Source organism: Flavobacterium restrictum (assembly GCF_007097245.1).
Taxonomy (GTDB): domain Bacteria; phylum Bacteroidota; class Bacteroidia; order Flavobacteriales; family Flavobacteriaceae; genus Flavobacterium; species Flavobacterium restrictum.
Genome location: NZ_VJZT01000003.1, coordinates 93154 through 110682 on the forward strand (window position 1 = coordinate 93154; position 17529 = coordinate 110682).

Here is a 17529-nt window from a genome sequence, read left to right on the forward strand (position 1 = left end):
TTTGATTTATTGAGATTTAAAAATGAATAAACAAGAATTATTTGCTGATTTAAAAGTAGTTGAACTTGCCGGAGTTTTGGCTGGTCCAGCGGTTGGAATGTTTTTCGCCGAACTCGGAGCGACCGTTTTTAAAGTGGAGAACCCATCCAATAATGGTGATATAACGAGGAGTTGGCGTTTGGAAACAGAAAGTGAAAATGGGCAATCGGGCTATTATAGTAGTGTGAATTATATCAAAAAAATCATTTGGGCAGATTTGAAAAAAGCAGATGATTTGGAAATAATAATGGGCCACATTGCTACTGCTGACGTTGTGATTTCAAATTTCAAACCTTCATCGGCTAGAAAAATGGGATTGGATTCGGAAACTTTGAGAAATAAATTTCCAAAATTGATTTACGCTCAAATTAGTGGTTATGGTATTGCAGATGATACTCCCGCATTTGATGTGGTTTTGCAAGCAGAAGCGGGTTTTATGTACATCAATGGAGAAGCGGATGGAATTCCGTTAAAAATGCCAATTGCATTGATTGATATTTTGGCAGCACATCAATTAAAAGAAGCAATATTGGTGGCTTTATTGCAACGTTCTAAAACTGGTTTGGGTTCAATTGCACATATTTCGTTATATAATGCGGCACTTTCATCATTGGCAAATCAGGCGACAAACTATTTAATGGGCAATGAAATTCCACAACGAATGGGAAGTTTACATCCAAATATTGCGCCTTACGGAGAAACATTTTATACCAATGATGGAAAAGCAATTGTGCTTGCTGTTGGGAATGACAAGCAATTTGTATTGCTATGTAAATGCTTGAATATAAAAAATGTTGCAGATTTCGATTTGTATAAATCAAATTCTCTTCGGATTCAAAATCGAATGGAATTGGGGAAAATATTGGCAAAAGCATTTTTGAAATTTGATAGCACAACACTATTAGCAGCCTTGAAAAATAATAATGTTCCATGTGGAGATATTCGTTCGATGGACGAAGTTTTAGATAACGAAACCGCGCAAAAATTGATTTTATCAGAAACCTTAAAAGACGGCCAAATCACAAAACGAATGGCTACGGCAGTTTTTGATATTTATTAAATAAAATAGAGGTTTTCCTGCAAGGTTTTTTTTAACCTTGTAGGTATATTTGATAGTTAGGCATCATTTTAAAACAACTTTATGGAAAAACCATTTAGATTAGAAGAAGGTATATATTTTGAAGATTCTAAACAAATGCTTGTTTGGGGAGAAAGTTTTGAAGAATTACATAAAATTGATAATCCAGAAATAAGTGAAAATGGTGACACCCTAAAATGGTATGGTAAATTATGTTTAGACGGTCAAAAGTTAAATGTAATTGTATATAAAAACCAGTACACGAATAAAAAAGGAATTCTAGAACTTATAAATTTTGAAGAAGAAAAAGAAAATCAATTAACAATTTATAAAACCGCCGAAAAATATTCTGCTTTCTTTGAAAAATATTTTGGAGAACCAAGTCAGACTAAAACAATATATGGAAGAACTACAGAGCTTTGGAATATTAGTGATTTACAAATAATTCTTGGAATTGGAGAAAGATTTTCAGACTTTCTAATTTTTGGAATGCATTATGGTGAAAATTTTTATTAGCTCAAAGAATATTAAAACAAAGCTTCGGTACGAATGAATACCTACAAGGTTAAAAAAAACTTGCAGGAAAAAGAGAAATAGTAAATACATTAATAATGTATTTGCTGTATTTCATAAAAGGAAATTACAAATGAAAAAAAGAAGTAAATACCTATTGATTTTTCCACTTTTACTGTGGTTATTCCTGTTTTTGGTATTGCCATATCTTTTCATTTTGACACAAAGCATATTAGCAACAGATGATTTTGGTAAAGTGGTATATACCTTGAATTTTGATTCTTACATCAAGATTTTTACCAATCCTTTGTATTACGAAACGCTCACAAGAACCTTTATTTATGCCATAATCGTAGCTTTGGCTTGTATTGTATTAAGTTTGCCTTTGGCTTATTTTATTGCTTTCAAAGTGACCAAACACAAGTCGTTTTATTATACTTTAATCGTTTTGCCTTTTTGGATGTCCTACATTGTTAGGGCTTATGCTTGGAAAATTATTCTTGGAGAACAAGGTGTTTTGAATTCCTTTTTTATGTATTCGGGGGTGATTAAAAAACCCTTAAGTTTTATTTTATATTCTGATTTCTCGGTACTACTTTGTTTGATTTATATTTTTTTGCCTTTCGTTTGTATTCCTATTTACACTTCATTTGAACAAATATCCAAATCATTGGTAGAAGCCAGTAAAGATTTAGGAGCGAATTCTTGGACAACTTTTAGAAAAATTATTTTTCCTTTAATCTTACCCGGAGTCATATCTGGTGGGACATTAGCATTAGTTTTAACACTTGGAGATTTTCTTGCGGCATCGCTTTTGGGAGGACCTAATACCCTTTTTATTTCGAATATTGTTCAAAATTTATTTGGTACTTCCAATGACAAACCATTAGGGTCAGCAGTTGGAGTGGTTTTATTAGTTTTGGTTTTTCTGTTGTTAGAAATATCCTCTCGTTATGAGAAAAAACACGAAACACAGTAAATAATTAGCAATTTCAAAATTCAATAGTAGTATAAACAAGCAATTAGAATAAAAATTTTAAATGGGAATAATGCCAAAAGTAAAAACAAAACATGAAAAAAGTTAGAGCCTTTATTATCTCCTTTTCAGCCTTTTCGGTGTTGTGGTTTTTGTATTTTCCTATAGTCATTATTATGTGGTTTTCATTCAATAAAGACTCTGTTTCTTCGTTTCCTATTGCTCATTATTCCATGGATTGGTATGTAAAATTATTTCACAATCAATCGATGATGCAAGCGGTACGAGTTAGTTTTTTTATTGCTATTTCCAGTACAATTGCAGCATTAATTATTGGAATTCCATCGGCGTATGCCTTGCACAAATACAATTATTTTGGAAAAAGTCTTTTATTGAAAATTATTTTATTGCCCATCACGCTTCCCGGAATTGTAACAGGTGTGGCCATGTTGAGCTTTTTTCCAATGCTGGGAATTCCATTGTCATTAGAAGCGGTTTTAATTGGACATACCACTTTTTTGATAGCCATTATGATTACCCAAATTTTGGCACGTTTCAAGAAATTAGATCCGTATTTAGAAATGGCAGCTTTCGATTTGGGCGCAAGTCCATTGCAAGCTTTTTTTAAAGTCATTTTACCCAATATAAAAACAGCTATTATTGGTGCCGTTTTATTGTCATTGGTGCTTTCTATGGATGAAATTCCAGTGACATTTTTCTTGATTTCAAGAGAAAATACCTTGCCAATTGAGATTTACGGAATGATGCGTCGTGGCATTACACCCGAAGTGAATGCAGTAGCGACTTTGGTTTTTTTGGTATCATCTACGGCGATTTTTATGTCGTTAAAATTTAATAAGGAGCAGTAAGCATGAGTAAATTAGAATTAAAAGGAATCAGTAAATCATTCGGAAGTTCGCTTATTGTAAACAACTTGGATTTAGAAATTCAGGATGGAGAATTTTTGACCATTTTGGGGCCAAGTGGATGCGGAAAAACGACCACTTTGCGAATGATTGCCGGTTTTGAAACGCCTGATAAAGGACAAGTTTTACTCAACAATCAAGATATTTCGCAGTTACCTCCTTATAAAAGGAATGTCAATACGGTTTTTCAAAATTATGCTTTGTTTCCCCATTTGAACGTGGAAGAGAATATTGCTTTTGGTTTGCACCAAAAAAAATTAAGCAAATCCGAAACGAATAAACGTGTAGATGAAATGCTGGAATTGGTTCAAATGGAAGCTTTCAAAACCAGAAAACCTTTTGAAATGTCGGGCGGACAACAACAAAGAGTTGCCATTGCCAGAGCGATTGCACCTGATCCAGAAATTTTATTGTTGGATGAGCCACTTGGCGCTTTGGATTTGAAATTGAGAAAACAAATGCAATTTGAGTTGAAACAATTGCACAAAGATTTGAATAAAACCTTTGTGTATGTGACGCACGATCAGGAAGAAGCATTGACAATGTCTGACCGAATAGCGGTGATGAATCAAGGAATTATCGAACAATTGTCCGATAGTCAAACCTTGTATAATTTGCCAAAAACCAAATTTGTAGCTGGATTTATTGGCGAAGCGAATTTGATTCTGGTGCAAATAGAGAATCAAAAGTCGTTTTCATTTGAGGCTAAAACCTATGAATTTGAACATAAAAATATAGACAAACAAGGTGTATTATTCATCCGCCCCGAAAATGTTTCTTTTGACGCCATTTCCGAAATTGCAATGAAAGTTACAATTGAAGATGTCATTTTTGTGGGCAATCATCGCAAGTATAAATTGGTTACGGCATCAGGTCAAAAAATCATCAAAACAGAGGATTCTTCTGTAGCGTTGACAAAAATTATTGGACAGTCGGTGACTATTTATTTGTCGCCTAATTTAATTCAGATTTATAATTCATAAAATAAAAATTATGTATAAAATGTATATCAACGGCGCTTTTGTAGATTCGGTTTCCAAGAAAACCAGAAACATACTAAATCCTGCTACAAAAGAGGTAATAGCAACCGTTCCAGAAGCACAAATCGAAGATGTAAATGCCGCTGTCGATGCAGCTAGAGCCGCATTTGACGGAGAAGAATGGAAAAGTAAAACGGCTCAAGACCGTCAGAAAATATTATTTTCCATCGCTGGGAAAATAAGAGAAAATTTCGAAGCTTTCGTAAAATTGGAAGTAGAAAATAATGGTAAGCCCATTCGCGAAGCTGAATTTGATATTGATGATGCCGCTTCTTGTTTTGAGTTTTATGCTGGATTGGCTACAAAAATTCACGGCGAAACGATGAGTGTGCCAGGAAATTCATTTAGTTATGTAACGCGAGAAGCGATTGGTGTTTGTGCGCAAATTATTCCGTGGAATTTTCCGTTTTTGATGTGTGCTTGGAAATTGGGACCGGCAATCGCAGCAGGAAACACGGTAGTTTTAAAACCATCCGAAGTGACGCCATTGACGGCTTTGTTTTTGGCACAATTAATAGATGAATTAGACATTCCAAAAGGAGTAATTAACATCGTAACTGGTGATGGCCCAATTGCTGGAAACGCTTTAATCAGTAACACCAAAATTGATAAAATTGCTTTTACTGGAGGAACTTCAACAGGAAAATACATTGGTAAAATTGCTGCCGAAAATCTCAAAAAAGCAACATTAGAATTGGGTGGAAAAAACCCAGTTGTCATTTTTGATGATTGCAAAATGGATTTGGCTATCGATTGGGGATTGTTTGCGGCTTTCGCCAATAGCGGTCAGGTTTGTACAGCCGGTTCCCGAATTTTGATTCAAGACACAATCTATGACGAGTTTGTAAAACAATTTGTAGCAAGAGCGAAAAATATAAAAGTGGGTGATGGAAGTGATGCCGAAAATACGATGGGACCAATCGTTTCTCAAGCTCATTTTGACAAAATTAAAGCCTATATCGAAGTTGGAAAAAGTGAAGCTACATTGGCTTTTGGAGGAAACTCCGATGATTCAAAAGGCTTTTTTATAGAACCAACCATTTTTACAAACGTAACTCCAAATATGCGAATAGCCAGAGAAGAAATTTTTGGACCCGTTGTAGCATTATTAAAATTTTCGACTGAAGAAGAAGCAATTGCAATGGCAAATGATACCGAATATGGTTTGGGTTATGGATTATTCACGCAAGATGTAACACGTGTTCATCGTGTGATGCCAAAAATCCGAGCAGGAATTGGTTGGGTAAATTTCTACCATCCTACGTTCAATGAAATGCCTTGGGGCGGTTACAAACAGTCCGGAACTGGCAGAGAATTAGGATTGTACGGCATCGAAAATTACCTCGAAGTCAAACAAGTCAACATCAATTTAGACACTGATCCCGTGGGTTGGTATTAATAATTTAATGATTGAAAGATTTAACAATTTAAAAATTAGGAATAACAGAATTTAAAATCTTTCAATCTTTCAATCTTTTAAATTTCTATTAAAATGATATTCAAATCTATAAATCCGTTTACGCAAGCTGTAATTGCAGAGCACGAAGTTTTGACTAATGCCCAATTGAATCAAAAGTTGGAATTGGCGGCAACGGCTTTCAAAAGCTGGCGTACGACCACTTTTCAAGAAAGAGCGGATAAAATGCAAAAAGTAGCCGATATTCTTCGTGCCAATAAAGACGAATTGGGATTGCTTATTTCGAATGAAATGGGGAAAATCCTATCGGAAGGTATAGCCGAAGTGGAAAAATCAGCTGGAAACTGCGATTTTTATGCCGAAAATGCCGAGAAAATGTTGAAAGACGAGCACTATAATACGCCGTTCAAAAGCATGTCGGTTTATGATCCGTCAGGGGCAGTTTTTGCGATTATGCCTTGGAATTATCCGTTTTGGCAAGTGTTGCGGTATGCGGCTCCAGCGATTATGGCGGGAAATGTAACACTTTTGAAACACGCTCCAAATGTTATTGGCTGTGCCAAAGCTATAGAAAATGCCTTCTTGGAAGCAGGTTTCCCAGAGGGTGTTTTCCAACAAATAAACATTGATATTCCACAAGTAGAAACCGTTATTGCGGCCGATATTGTGTCTGGAATTACCTTAACGGGTAGCGAAATGGCCGGTTCATCGGTGGCGGCATTGGCTGGAAAACACATCAAAAAATCAGTTTTAGAACTTGGAGGTTCTGATGCGTTTATCGTTTTGAACGATGCCGATTTAGAGAAAGCCGCCACTGTAGCCACGCAATCTCGAATGCTCAACGCAGGTCAAGCCTGTATTTGTGCCAAACGCTTCATCGTAACCGAAAAAGTAGCCGATGAATTTGCGTCGCTTTTTGCACAAAAAGTAAGTGCGCTGCAGCAAGGAAATCCTTTACAGAACGGCATCAATATGGGGCCTTTGGCACGAATTGATTTGGCGGAGAAATTAAGTTATCAATTGGAGCATTCTTTACAACAAGGAGCCAAAATTTTGGTGGGTGGTGAGCGAGAACATTGTAATTTCCAGCCCACATTAATAGATTTTGTAGATGCCAATAATATTGCTTTTCAGGAGGAAACTTTTGGACCACTGGCAACCATAATTCGGGCAAAAGACGAAAATGATGCCATTATGATTGCTAATAATCACCGCTATGGATTGGCTTCGGCGATATGGACAGTAGACAGAGAGAAAGCCTATCATTTAGCCAGACGCATTGATGCTGGCAATGTTTTTGTGAATTCCTTGGTGCGTTCGGATTCCCGAATTCCCTTTGGAGGAATAAAAAAATCAGGCTACGGAAGAGAATTATCCGAGATAGGAATCAAAGAATTTATGAATATGAAATCAGTGATTATTGAATAAAAACAAAGTGCATTTAGATAGCTAACCAAACCAAACTCCTATGAAAAATCCAAAATCAACCGTTTTAAAGAATATTCTTTTGAATTTAAAAATGGCTCAATTTTCGAATGAAAATCCAGAAATTGAAGTTGAAAAAATAATCGCTTTCAAAAATGCTGATGCGGTAACCAGAAGGAAATTTGTTGCAGATGTGGCTAAATTTGGCTTACTGACTGGAGTTATTGGAACGTCAATAATTAGTTGTAAAAAAGAAAATACTCCTGAAAAAACAATAATTTCTGACGAAGGAGAAGGCATTGCAAATGCAAATGATAAAAAAGTTGTTGTTGTTGGTGCTGGAATGGCAGGTTTAAATGCTGCTTATCAATTGAGTAAAGCGGGAATTAATGCCACGGTTTATGAAGGAAGTTTTAGAGTTGGCGGTCGTATTTTGACTCATTATAACGATGCGTTGCAAATGGGGATTCATCCTGAATTTGGTGGTGATTTTATCGATACAACGCATGCGGATATGATTGCTTTGTCCAAAGAATTCAATTTAGAATTAATCGATATGTATGCCGAATCGAAAGCGGCAGGTTTAGTTCACGAGACATTTTTCTTTGATGGTAGACATATTCCTGAAGAAGAAATTATAAAGGAATTCAAAAAAATCGCACCAAAATTACACAAAGACACCGAGAGTTTAGGTGAAGATTATGATACGCCAGCCGCATTAATTTTGGACAAAACTTCTTTGAAAGAATACATAAAATCCTTGAAATGTGCTCCATGGTTGAAGGAGGCTTTGACAGCGGCTTATTTGGCTGAATTTGGTTTGGATACTTCGGAGCAATCGGCTATCAATATGCTCGATATGATTGATACGGACACTTCCGAAGGATTTAAGATTTTTGGAGATAGTGACGAAAAATACCGAATCAAAGCTGGAAACTCGAAATTGATTGAAAATATTGCTTCAAAATTGCCCAAACCTGTTGTACTAAATTCGATGCTTACGGCTATTACCAAAAAAGAAGAGAAATATATTTTGTCGTTTAAGGGTAAACAAGATGTCGAAGCTGATTTTGTAATTCTAACCCTTCCGTTTACGATGCTCCGTGACGTGCAACTGGATTTGCCAGATATGACTCCCGAAAAAAAGAACTCGATTCAAGAGTTAGGGTATGGACAAAACAACAAACTGTTTTTGGGATATCAAAATAGACCTTGGCGAGAAGGTAAAAACAAGTTTTATGGCTACTTGTTTCACAAAGACATTCACGATGGTTGGGATTCTAGTAGTATAAAAAGCGTCGAAAGCAACAAAGGTGTGTATTGTTGTTTCTTTGGCGGCGATGAATCCATCCGCTTGGCAAAAGTGGCCATAAATAATAAATACGCCCCAGCCAACCACATTTGGAAAACCGATTTGCCACAAGCAGAAATTAATAAATACATTGGTACAATGGAAACCGTTTTTCCAGGGTCAAAAAAAGCGTATGTGGGCAAACATGTATTTGCAGCTTGGTCCACCTATCCATGGGTAAAGGCGAGTTATACGTGCCCAAAAGTGGGACAATGGAATACGGCTATGTTGCATACGCAAGAATCAATTGGAAATGTATTTTTTGCGGGGGAGCATTGTAGTGTAGAATTTCAGGGCTATATGAATGGCGCTGCCGAGACAGGAAGGGTTGCTGCAGAAGAAATTGTCAAATTAATTAATAAAAAAGTCTAATCTAAAAAAGTACAAACCAAAACCAAATTAATAATTAAAACCAAATTAAACATGAAAAAAGTAATTGTAATTTTTGTAACGCTACTAACAAGTGGTCTAACATTCGCGCAAGATGCACCTGTAACAGCACCAGCAGAGACGGAAGCGCCAGAACCAAAGTTGACAGCAGCTGTCGATGTTGTGTATCCTTATTTGTGGAGGGGAATTAAATATTATGGAGATAAAATCGCTTTTCAACCCTATTTGAATTATGCTGTTACCGATAAATTATCAGTAGGAGTATGGGCAACAACCAATTTTTCTAATGCTGCCGATGCTTATAATGAGTTTGACTGGAATATTTCTTACCAAATTTCACCAATAGTTAAAGTGATGTTGAGTGATTACTATTGGCCCGCAACGAAAAAAAATATGGATTGGGAAAGAAGTAGTTATTTTGATTATTCCGAAGGATCAGCACAGAGTTTGGATCTTTCCATTTTGTTAGATTTTTCAGATAAAGGAATTCCTTTGGATTTTCAATGGAATACTTTCATAGGAGGAGGAGATTATAAATATGACGCCGATGGAAATGTTGATGGAAGAGCTTTTTCTAGTTATGCCGAAGTTGGTTATACTAAAACATTTGAAAGCGTTGGAATAGATGTTCGCCCTTTTGTAGGTGCAGTTGTTATTAACGGTGGATATTATGGCGCTGACGCAAGTGGTAAATCTGGTTTTACATTTTCTAATGTTGGTGTCAACGTTGCCAAAGAACTTAAAGTTGCCAAAAATTATAGTATCCCTGTATTTGTGAGATATACTAATAATGATTATGGTATTCAAAAGTTGGATAGCAACGGCGATTTGACCAAAACGGTTAGAAATTTCTTTTCATGCGGGATGACATTTAGCATAAGATAAAAAGAGTCTAGTTATTTTTTAACCTTAAATTCAGTATTTACTACAGAGATTGAATTTAAGGTTTTTTTGTAGCACTTATTTTTAGATTCTTTTTTACACCCCCATTTTTTTAGGGGGTATTCATTTAAATAGTATAAAATATTTTTTTAATCTTTTTTTTTGTGATTAATAAAGATAGGTGTGGTGTTTTAAATAGGGTTTGTTTTAAAAAAGTCTATTATCGTTTTTTTAAAATATCTAAATTAAAATACGAAATACTTAAAATTAGTCGGTGATTTTTAGATATTGACAATTCTTTTTAGAAAAATATAAAAAAATTTTGTTGTTAATTAAAAGTTAATAAATTCGCTTCAGGATAAAGAAAAACAACCAAATTCGAACGTCCGATTATTAAATTTATAAACTAAATAAAGTAAACATGAAAAAAGTAATTACTATTTTATCATTAATTTTGACTACAAGTATAGCATTTGCTCAAGATGCTGAAAAGCCTTCTCCATTAGAAATTTCAGGTTCAGGAGATTTATATTACAAGTATGATTTTTCTAAAACTGGAAACATTCCAACAAGTTTTGCTAATGAGCAAAATTCAGTATCATTAGGGATGCTTGATGTTATTTTGAAAAAATCTATGAAAAAAGTGTCTTTTGTTGGAGAAATATCTTTTGGGCCAAGAGGTCAATTTCAATCAATTCCTAACGCTGATGGTACTTATAATGACTCAAACTCGAATTCATTTCACCTTCAAAATTTATATGCTACTTATGCCGTTTCAGACAAATTTAGTTTGACAGCAGGGTATATGGGGACTTTTATAGGTTATGAGGTAATTTCTCCTTTGGCTAACTTTAGTTATTCTACTTCGTATTTATTTACCAATGGACCATTCCAAAATGCGGGTATCAAAGCTAATTATAAAATATCTGACAAGTTTGGGGCAATGCTTGGTTTGTTTAATGACCAGTGGAACAAATACCAAGCAGATCCAATTAAAGGATTGAATGCTATTGGAGGTCAATTATCCTATGCTGGAAAAGGAACTAGTGCCTACCTGAATTTTATGGACGGTTCCGTAAGTGGAACAATTGTTGATTTAACTGCAACATTTCAAGTTTCTGAAAAATTCAAACTAGGTGTAAACGCCGCTGATTTTTCTAACGATGGTAAAGTAGGTTATACAGGAGCTGCTTTGTACCCATCTTATGCAATCACTGATGCTTTTGCTTTAGGATTACGTGGTGAATATTTTAAATACAAAGAAGGTTCTGGAGATACATCAGTAACTGCTTTTACTTTTTCAGGGAACTATAAAGTAGATGGACTAACTATTATTCCAGAGTTTAGATTAGATAGCAATTCAGACAAAGTATTTGTTGACTCTAATATGGCTCCTACAAAATCTGCATCTCAATTCCTATTAGCTGTTGTTTATGGTTTTTAACACAGTAAGTTAAGGAATAATACAGAATTAAAAACTTTTTTTTTACTGCCAAGATGCTTTCGAGTGTTTTGGCAGTTTTTTATTGCTTATTGTTCAAATCACTTCAATGGTTTTTTACCTGAAGTAAACTTCTACCAAGAATTGTGTGGAAAAAAAATCCAGCTAGAGATTACACCAATGATAAACTTTTTAATTGAATAAAGCGATTTTTAATAATTATAGAGGAATCATTTAACACCATTTTTTTTCTGTGAATTTTACCAATACTATTTTAGAGGCAGTAAATTGGTAATTATAGCTACTTTTACAAATTCTCTAATTCCAATCAATAAGTTGAAGAATAGAGAACGACCAGATTGAACTATTTTGTAATACAGATTGGCATTAGTTTTAAATAACAAAAAGGCTTTTGAATACCTCAAAAGCCCTTTTGTTATTTTAAAAACTACATTACTGTTTCTTATAAATAGAATAAATAATGTTGATTGTTTTTTGATCTAAAACAGCATCTACTTCTGATTTTACATAATGCAATTTGAATGCTTTGATGGCTGCAGGAAGATTTTTGGTATCGTATCCAATGATGCGCAATCCTAATTCGGGATTGAAATCCGCGGGAGCTTCGTCTAGAAAGTTGTCTTGCCACAATCCAAATCCTTTTTCGGCTAATAATTGCCAAGGAAATAAAACGCTCGGGTCTTGTTTTCGTGTGGGCGCAATGTCCGAGTGGCCTATTATGTTTTGGGTGGGAATATTGTAGTCTTTTTTTAATTTAGTCAAAAGTGCCAATAAACTATTAATTTGCAATTCCGAAAAAGGTTCTAATCCATTATTGTCCAACTCAATACCTATGGAGGACGAATTGATATCGGTGTTTTTGCCCCAACTGGAATTTCCGCCATGCCAAGCACGCAAATAATCGTTGAGCATGTGGATCACGCGGCCATTATCAGCTATGACATAATGGGCGCTCACTTGACTGGCTGGTTTGGTAAAGGTTCGCAATGTTTTTTCTAACGAATCTTGTGCCGTATGGTGTATGATAATGAAGTTGGGTTTTCGTAAATTAAAATTCACCGTACCAATCCACTCGGTAGTTACGCCGTTTTGCAAAGGTGTAGGCCCCATTTTTGAAATCGAATCCTGAAAAGTATGCAGTTGTTTGGTGTACAAGGTGTCAACACTTTGTGCGGTGTTGGGCACATTTTGTAGTGGTACCGTTTCCTTGCTCGAAATGGTTTCTTTTAATTTATCAAGCTGATTTTCATATACTTTTTCACTCTTTTTGTACGGATTTGTGGAGCAAGAAACAACCACGATAGCAAAGGCAAGGGTACTTAAATATTTTTTCATACTGCTTTATTTTGCGTTTATAATAGGGGTATTAATGCTTTTTGGCTCTTTTAGTTTTACTTTCTTCATTCATAAGTTTGTATTTTACCTTTTGATCAGCATCTAAAAATTCCATGATTTTTCTATCGGTAACTTCGGAAAGTGCTTGAATGTCTTTCATTTTGTCTTCTTGACTCGATTCTTGCTTGATAATAACTCCTTGTGCTTTTAAACTTTCAATCAAAACATTGGCAATAGCAATTTCCTGAAGTGCATCAAGGTTAAGTTCTGGTTTTATTTTTTCCATTATTTTGCTAACGGTAACTTCTACAGGAATGACCTTTGGCGCTTCGGGTGTGTCGTGATTCATCTGGCTCATGCGATTGCTACCATAACCGTTACCATTATTTCCGTAACCGTTGCCATAACCACTGTTGCCATATTGTGCCGTAATTGTATTTGCCGAAAAAAGAATTCCTGAAAGTACTAATAAGAATCGAAATGTTTTCATGTGTTCGCTTTTAGATCATTTTAAACGGGTTCTCCGTATAAATCAAATTCGGTGGCTTCAATAATTTTTATCATTACAAATTCACCTGTTTTTACATAATGCTTGGTGGCATCAATCAATACCTCATTGTCAACATCAGGACTATCAAACTCTGTTCGCCCTACAAAATGTCCACCTTCTTTTCGGTCAATAATGCATTTAAAGGTTTGTCCCACTTTTTCTTGGTTTAAATCCCACGAAATTTGCGATTGCAATTCCATTATCTCATTGGCACGGTCTTGTTTTACCGTATCAGAAACGTCGTCTTCGAGTAAGTAGGCATGCGTATTTTCTTCGTGCGAATAGGCAAAACAACCCATTCTGTCAAATTTCATTTCTTGTACAAAATCTTTAAGAATCCTGAAATCTTCCTGCGTTTCACCAGGATAGCCTACGATTAATGTGGTACGAATTGCCATTCCAGGAACCGCAGCCCGGAAATCTTTTAATAATTGAGTCGTTTTTTGTTGTGTTGTTCCGCGACGCATCGATTTCAAAATAGAATCCGATATGTGTTGCAACGGAATATCGATATAATTACAAATTTTTGGCTCCCGTTTCATAACCTCCAAAACGTCCATCGGAAATCCAGTTGGAAAGGCATAATGCAAACGAATCCATTCAATACCGTCTACTTTTACTAATGCTTCCAGTAATTCGGCAAGGTTTCTTTTTTTGTAAATATCAAGTCCATAATAGGTCAAATCTTGCGCAATCAAAATCAATTCTTTTACGCCATTTTTAGCCAAACCTTCGGATTCTTTAACTAGTTTTTCAATGGTTTGCGATACATGCTTTCCTCGCATTAACGGAATTGCACAAAAACTACACGGTCTGTCGCAACCCTCGGCAATTTTTAAATACGCATAATTTTTGGGCGTAGTCGTTAACCGTTCTCCTAATAATTCATGCTTGTAATCCGCACCCAATGCTTTGAGCAAAGCTGGCAACTCGGTAGTGCCAAAATATTGATCCACATTTGGAATTTCTTTTTCTAAATCAGGGCGGTATCTTTCGGATAAACAGCCGGTTACAAATACTTTATCAACCAGTCCTCTTTCTTTTTTATCGGCATATTCCAAAATCATATTTACTGATTCGGCCTTGGCATTATCTATGAATCCGCACGTATTTATAACAATAATATTACCTTCGTCTTCCGGTTTTGCCTCATGCGTCACCTCTTTGCCACTGGCACGAAGTTGACCCATAAGTACTTCACTATCATACACGTTTTTCGAACACCCAAGAGTGATCACATTTATTTTGTTCTTTTTTAAAGACTTCGTTCTCATAAATATAAATAATCCTGATACTATAGGATTTTGCAAAATTACGGTTTTTATTTAAACCTAACCCAATTCTGTTTTTAAAAAGGACTACTTTTTAATGGTTTCGAGTGGCTTTGGAGCACAACTTTAGCGATTTCATAACAATCTAGTCCCGCTTTCCGTTAAATCTTTTTATGTCATCCAGTCGGTTCGCTGCCGCAAACACACTGGATGGCATAAAAAGGATACCACTTCAATCGGGGCTATGCCAAAAATCTATTTTTTTCAACGAGTCTCCCCCAGAAAAAATAAAAGCCAAATCGATTCCGAAATGGCTTTTGTTTCTATACGATACGACTGAAATTACAATTCAAACAATAGGGTAAGTGAAACCGTATTGGTCACTGCGTCTATCGAAGCACCATCTGTAAATCCTTGATTAAAAAATCCTTGTTGCGAATTTCTTTTGGCGTAAGCATAGGACAAATCTACTTTTGTTGCGCCAAAATTATATCCCAAACCACCAGAATAACCTGTTAAATCACCTACAGTTGTTTTGTTTTTATACGGACTTTGGTCGTGGCGGTATCCTGCTCTCAAACTCAAAGCTTCTATTTTGTATTCGGCACCAATTCGCAATTCTCCCGTTTTGTCAAGAACAGCATTCAAATCAGTATTTAAACCACTAAAATAAGCATCATTTTCTGGTTTGAACTTGGTGCTGCTATAGTCTTTCATTGCGTAATCAATGCTTATTAATCCTTTTTTGCCAAAAACGTATGCAAAACTTCCAGTGAGTTTACTCGGTGTTTGTAGTTTATAAGGATCGTAATAATTGGTTATTTGTGGATCAATATTATCTACGGGTAATTCTCCAGCAGTATTGCTGCTTACTACCGCCAATTTTTGTGTCAACTCATCACTTAAATGGTACCAAGTTGGCGATTCGTAGGATAGTCCCAATCGCATCTCGTTAGTGACTTTTGCAATAGCGCCCAATTGAAATGAAAACCCAGTACCATACGTGTACAAGTCATTACTAAAACGCAATCTATTTACTTTGTCTTCTATGGTTAATGTATTGTTGTTGTCTTCATAAAAACGGGAGGATTGTGTGTAATCCGTAAAATGAGAGTTTAAGTTGATTCCTAAATACAATTTGTCTTTGTAAGATGTGGCGGCATTAAAGGATAATTTTCCGTTGTATCCTTTGGCATTGATGCTGTTTTCATGGTAATAATTTCCGCCTACCCGAACACTAGAGTTGTAGGAAGTATTGCTTCCAGAATTACTAACCGGATCTATAACATACCCTTGATAGCCCAAAAACGCTTGTTGTGCTCCGTGTCCTAAATCTTCGTAGTTGGAATTTTGTAATATATTCAAAGGAACACCAGTAGCATAACTCAAAAAATAACCATCAATAGAATGGGTTGGATTTGTTCCTGCCGAAAATACCGAATTGTCATAATTATTGACGTTGTCATAATTGACTGCAATTGCTACTTTTTTCCAGTTACTATTGGAATTATTACTTTTGAACACAAAAACGCCACCCGCTTGATTGAGGTCAAATGAATTGTTTTTTTGGCTAGTTTTGGTATCAAAATAAGCCGAATTATTTTTGGTGCTAAAATTACTTAAGGTAAAAGCGACTTGGTTATTCGAAAAAATGGCTGACCCCGCAGGATTCACATTTATCGCCGATAAATCGCCACCAAGTGCACCAAAGGCACCACTCATAGCTCTAAAACGAGCTGTTCCATTCATATTGTCTTGTGCGTAACGCATGGCATCTACAATTTCTTGTGATTGTGCAACCGAAATTGTTAAGCAGGCTAGTAGTAGATATAGGTTTTTTTTCATTTTTTGAATAGCATTAAATTAGGATTTTTTTTCAAGAAAAAGAGTCGCCGTTTATCCTCTACCTCTTCCGCCGCCGCCAGATGGTCTACTACCGCCGCCGCCGCCAGAGGATCTGTTGCTGCCACCGCCGTTGTTACTTGGGGAGTAGGAACGTGTGGGGGTGTAACTTTCGGTGCGTGTACGGGTTGTATTTTGTGGTTGGTATGTATTTGTATTTGCTCTAGTTCTACTTGGAGTAGTGTTATTATAAGAGTTATTATTATTGTATTGATTGTTGTTGTATTGATTGTCGTTTCTTCTTGTAAATGTTGGGCTTGTACGATTAATAGTGGTGGTGTTTCTTCTAAAATCTACAGTGTTGTTCCCTCTATTATAGCTGTTGTTTTGGTAAGATGAATTTCTAGAACTGTAGCTTCTGTTGCTATTTACGCCGTTGTAATAATTGGAACCTCTGCGGCTATGATTATAGGAGTAATTAGTGTTGTTGTAATAACCATTGCCTGAGTATCCCCAACCGTAATTAGGATACCCCCAGCCATAACTTGGATATCCCCAACCATAACCGTAGCTTGGATATCCCCAACCATATCCTGGGTATCCATATCCGTAATTAGAATATCCATATCCATAATACGGATTGCCCCAACCAAAACCGATAGACATACTCCAATTAGGGGTATAGTTTATAGTCGTTTCGTCCGTAGTGCTGCCCCAACTAGCATAACCATAATTATCAGCTGGAATGCTATCATTTATAGTATTGTAATTGTTGTAAGTGTCAACATCCGTGAAAATTTCGGTAGGTTGGTTGTTGTTTTGCAAAGAGCTGAAATACTCTTTGTATTGGTTGTTGCTGTTGTCTTGCGAGCGTTCTTGTGGTTTTCTAGTATAGCTATTGCCATAAACACCATCACTATCATAATAGGAACTGTTTTGGTAGGAACCACAGGAAGAAGTCAAAAGGATCAAAAACCCAAGTATTGTATAAATGTATGCTTTTTGAGGAGTAAAAATATTAGTTTTCATATC

Annotated in this window: 15 protein-coding genes; 10 read left to right on the forward strand and 5 right to left on the reverse strand. The window is 35.8% G+C overall.

What is annotated here, in order from left to right; all coding sequences use genetic code 11:
- Positions 1-22: 22 nt before the first annotated feature.
- From FNW21_RS04245 to FNW21_RS04290, 10 genes are all read left to right on the forward strand, one after another.
- The gene (locus FNW21_RS04245) at positions 23-1099 is read left to right on the forward strand and encodes a CaiB/BaiF CoA transferase family protein (RefSeq protein WP_144255504.1); all 1077 of its coding nucleotides are present in this window, start codon (positions 23-25) and stop codon (positions 1097-1099) included.
- Positions 1100-1180: 81 nt separating this feature from the next.
- Complete coding sequence (locus tag FNW21_RS04250) at positions 1181-1633, forward strand: hypothetical protein (RefSeq protein ID WP_144255505.1); 453 nt, start codon at positions 1181-1183, stop codon at positions 1631-1633.
- Between the two features lie 130 nt (positions 1634-1763).
- Positions 1764-2609, forward strand: coding sequence for an ABC transporter permease (locus FNW21_RS04255; RefSeq protein ID WP_144255506.1), 846 nt, complete (start codon positions 1764-1766; stop codon positions 2607-2609).
- A 92-nt stretch (positions 2610-2701) separates the two neighbouring features.
- Positions 2702-3475, forward strand: a complete 774-nt coding sequence (locus FNW21_RS04260; protein WP_144255507.1) for an ABC transporter permease — start codon at positions 2702-2704, stop codon at positions 3473-3475.
- Positions 3476-3477: 2 nt separating this feature from the next.
- Positions 3478-4515 carry an ABC transporter ATP-binding protein gene (locus tag FNW21_RS04265; protein ID WP_144255508.1) on the forward strand — a complete coding sequence of 346 codons (1038 nt, stop codon included), beginning with the start codon at positions 3478-3480 and terminating at the stop codon, positions 4513-4515.
- A 10-nt stretch (positions 4516-4525) separates the two neighbouring features.
- The gene (locus FNW21_RS04270; protein ID WP_221932047.1) at positions 4526-5971 is read left to right on the forward strand and encodes an aldehyde dehydrogenase family protein; all 1446 of its coding nucleotides are present in this window, start codon (positions 4526-4528) and stop codon (positions 5969-5971) included.
- Between the two features lie 93 nt (positions 5972-6064).
- Positions 6065-7417 carry an NAD-dependent succinate-semialdehyde dehydrogenase gene (locus FNW21_RS04275; protein ID WP_144255509.1) on the forward strand — a complete coding sequence of 451 codons (1353 nt, stop codon included), beginning with the start codon at positions 6065-6067 and terminating at the stop codon, positions 7415-7417.
- Positions 7418-7457: 40 nt separating this feature from the next.
- Complete coding sequence (locus tag FNW21_RS04280; RefSeq protein ID WP_144255510.1) at positions 7458-9137, forward strand: flavin monoamine oxidase family protein; 1680 nt, start codon at positions 7458-7460, stop codon at positions 9135-9137.
- A gap of 51 nt (positions 9138-9188) precedes the next feature.
- Positions 9189-10040, forward strand: coding sequence for a TorF family putative porin (locus FNW21_RS04285; RefSeq protein ID WP_144255511.1), 852 nt, complete (start codon positions 9189-9191; stop codon positions 10038-10040).
- A 418-nt stretch (positions 10041-10458) separates the two neighbouring features.
- A complete protein-coding gene (locus FNW21_RS04290; RefSeq protein WP_144255512.1) occupies positions 10459-11481 on the forward strand; it encodes a porin in 1023 nt (340 codons plus the stop codon).
- Positions 11482-11931: 450 nt separating this feature from the next.
- Here FNW21_RS04290 and FNW21_RS04295 read toward each other — a convergent pair whose 3' ends face one another.
- From FNW21_RS04295 to FNW21_RS04315, 5 genes are all read right to left on the reverse strand, one after another.
- Positions 11932-12834, reverse strand: coding sequence for an N-acetylmuramoyl-L-alanine amidase (locus tag FNW21_RS04295; RefSeq protein ID WP_144255513.1), 903 nt, complete (start codon positions 12832-12834; stop codon positions 11932-11934).
- Positions 12835-12865: 31 nt separating this feature from the next.
- Complete coding sequence (locus FNW21_RS04300) at positions 12866-13324, reverse strand: hypothetical protein (RefSeq protein ID WP_144255514.1); 459 nt, start codon at positions 13322-13324, stop codon at positions 12866-12868.
- A 20-nt stretch (positions 13325-13344) separates the two neighbouring features.
- Positions 13345-14658, reverse strand: coding sequence for a 30S ribosomal protein S12 methylthiotransferase RimO (gene rimO / locus FNW21_RS04305; RefSeq protein ID WP_144255515.1), 1314 nt, complete (start codon positions 14656-14658; stop codon positions 13345-13347).
- Between the two features lie 339 nt (positions 14659-14997).
- Positions 14998-16500 carry an OmpP1/FadL family transporter gene (locus FNW21_RS04310; RefSeq protein ID WP_144255516.1) on the reverse strand — a complete coding sequence of 501 codons (1503 nt, stop codon included), beginning with the start codon at positions 16498-16500 and terminating at the stop codon, positions 14998-15000.
- A 51-nt stretch (positions 16501-16551) separates the two neighbouring features.
- Positions 16552-17526, reverse strand: coding sequence for a hypothetical protein (locus FNW21_RS04315; RefSeq protein WP_144255517.1), 975 nt, complete (start codon positions 17524-17526; stop codon positions 16552-16554).
- Between the last annotated feature and the right edge of the window lie 3 nt (positions 17527-17529).

Excerpts from the sequence above, each read along its gene's own strand:
- FNW21_RS04245 (WP_144255504.1), top strand. The coding sequence starts at position 23 with ATGAATAAACAAGAATTATTTGCTGATTTAAAAGTAGTTGAACTTGCC.
- FNW21_RS04250 (WP_144255505.1), top strand. The coding sequence starts at position 1,181 with ATGGAAAAACCATTTAGATTAGAAGAAGGTATATATTTTGAAGATTCT.
- FNW21_RS04255 (WP_144255506.1), top strand. The coding sequence starts at position 1,764 with ATGAAAAAAAGAAGTAAATACCTATTGATTTTTCCACTTTTACTGTGG.
- FNW21_RS04260 (WP_144255507.1), top strand. The coding sequence starts at position 2,702 with ATGAAAAAAGTTAGAGCCTTTATTATCTCCTTTTCAGCCTTTTCGGTG.
- FNW21_RS04265 (WP_144255508.1), top strand. The coding sequence starts at position 3,478 with ATGAGTAAATTAGAATTAAAAGGAATCAGTAAATCATTCGGAAGTTCG.
- FNW21_RS04270 (WP_221932047.1), top strand. The coding sequence starts at position 4,526 with ATGTATAAAATGTATATCAACGGCGCTTTTGTAGATTCGGTTTCCAAG.
- FNW21_RS04275 (WP_144255509.1), top strand. The coding sequence starts at position 6,065 with ATGATATTCAAATCTATAAATCCGTTTACGCAAGCTGTAATTGCAGAG.
- FNW21_RS04280 (WP_144255510.1), top strand. The coding sequence starts at position 7,458 with ATGAAAAATCCAAAATCAACCGTTTTAAAGAATATTCTTTTGAATTTA.
- FNW21_RS04285 (WP_144255511.1), top strand. The coding sequence starts at position 9,189 with ATGAAAAAAGTAATTGTAATTTTTGTAACGCTACTAACAAGTGGTCTA.
- FNW21_RS04290 (WP_144255512.1), top strand. The coding sequence starts at position 10,459 with ATGAAAAAAGTAATTACTATTTTATCATTAATTTTGACTACAAGTATA.
- FNW21_RS04295 (WP_144255513.1), bottom strand. The coding sequence starts at position 12,834 with ATGAAAAAATATTTAAGTACCCTTGCCTTTGCTATCGTGGTTGTTTCT.
- FNW21_RS04300 (WP_144255514.1), bottom strand. The coding sequence starts at position 13,324 with ATGAAAACATTTCGATTCTTATTAGTACTTTCAGGAATTCTTTTTTCG.
- rimO (WP_144255515.1), bottom strand. The coding sequence starts at position 14,658 with ATGAGAACGAAGTCTTTAAAAAAGAACAAAATAAATGTGATCACTCTT.
- FNW21_RS04310 (WP_144255516.1), bottom strand. The coding sequence starts at position 16,500 with ATGAAAAAAAACCTATATCTACTACTAGCCTGCTTAACAATTTCGGTT.
- FNW21_RS04315 (WP_144255517.1), bottom strand. The coding sequence starts at position 17,526 with ATGAAAACTAATATTTTTACTCCTCAAAAAGCATACATTTATACAATA.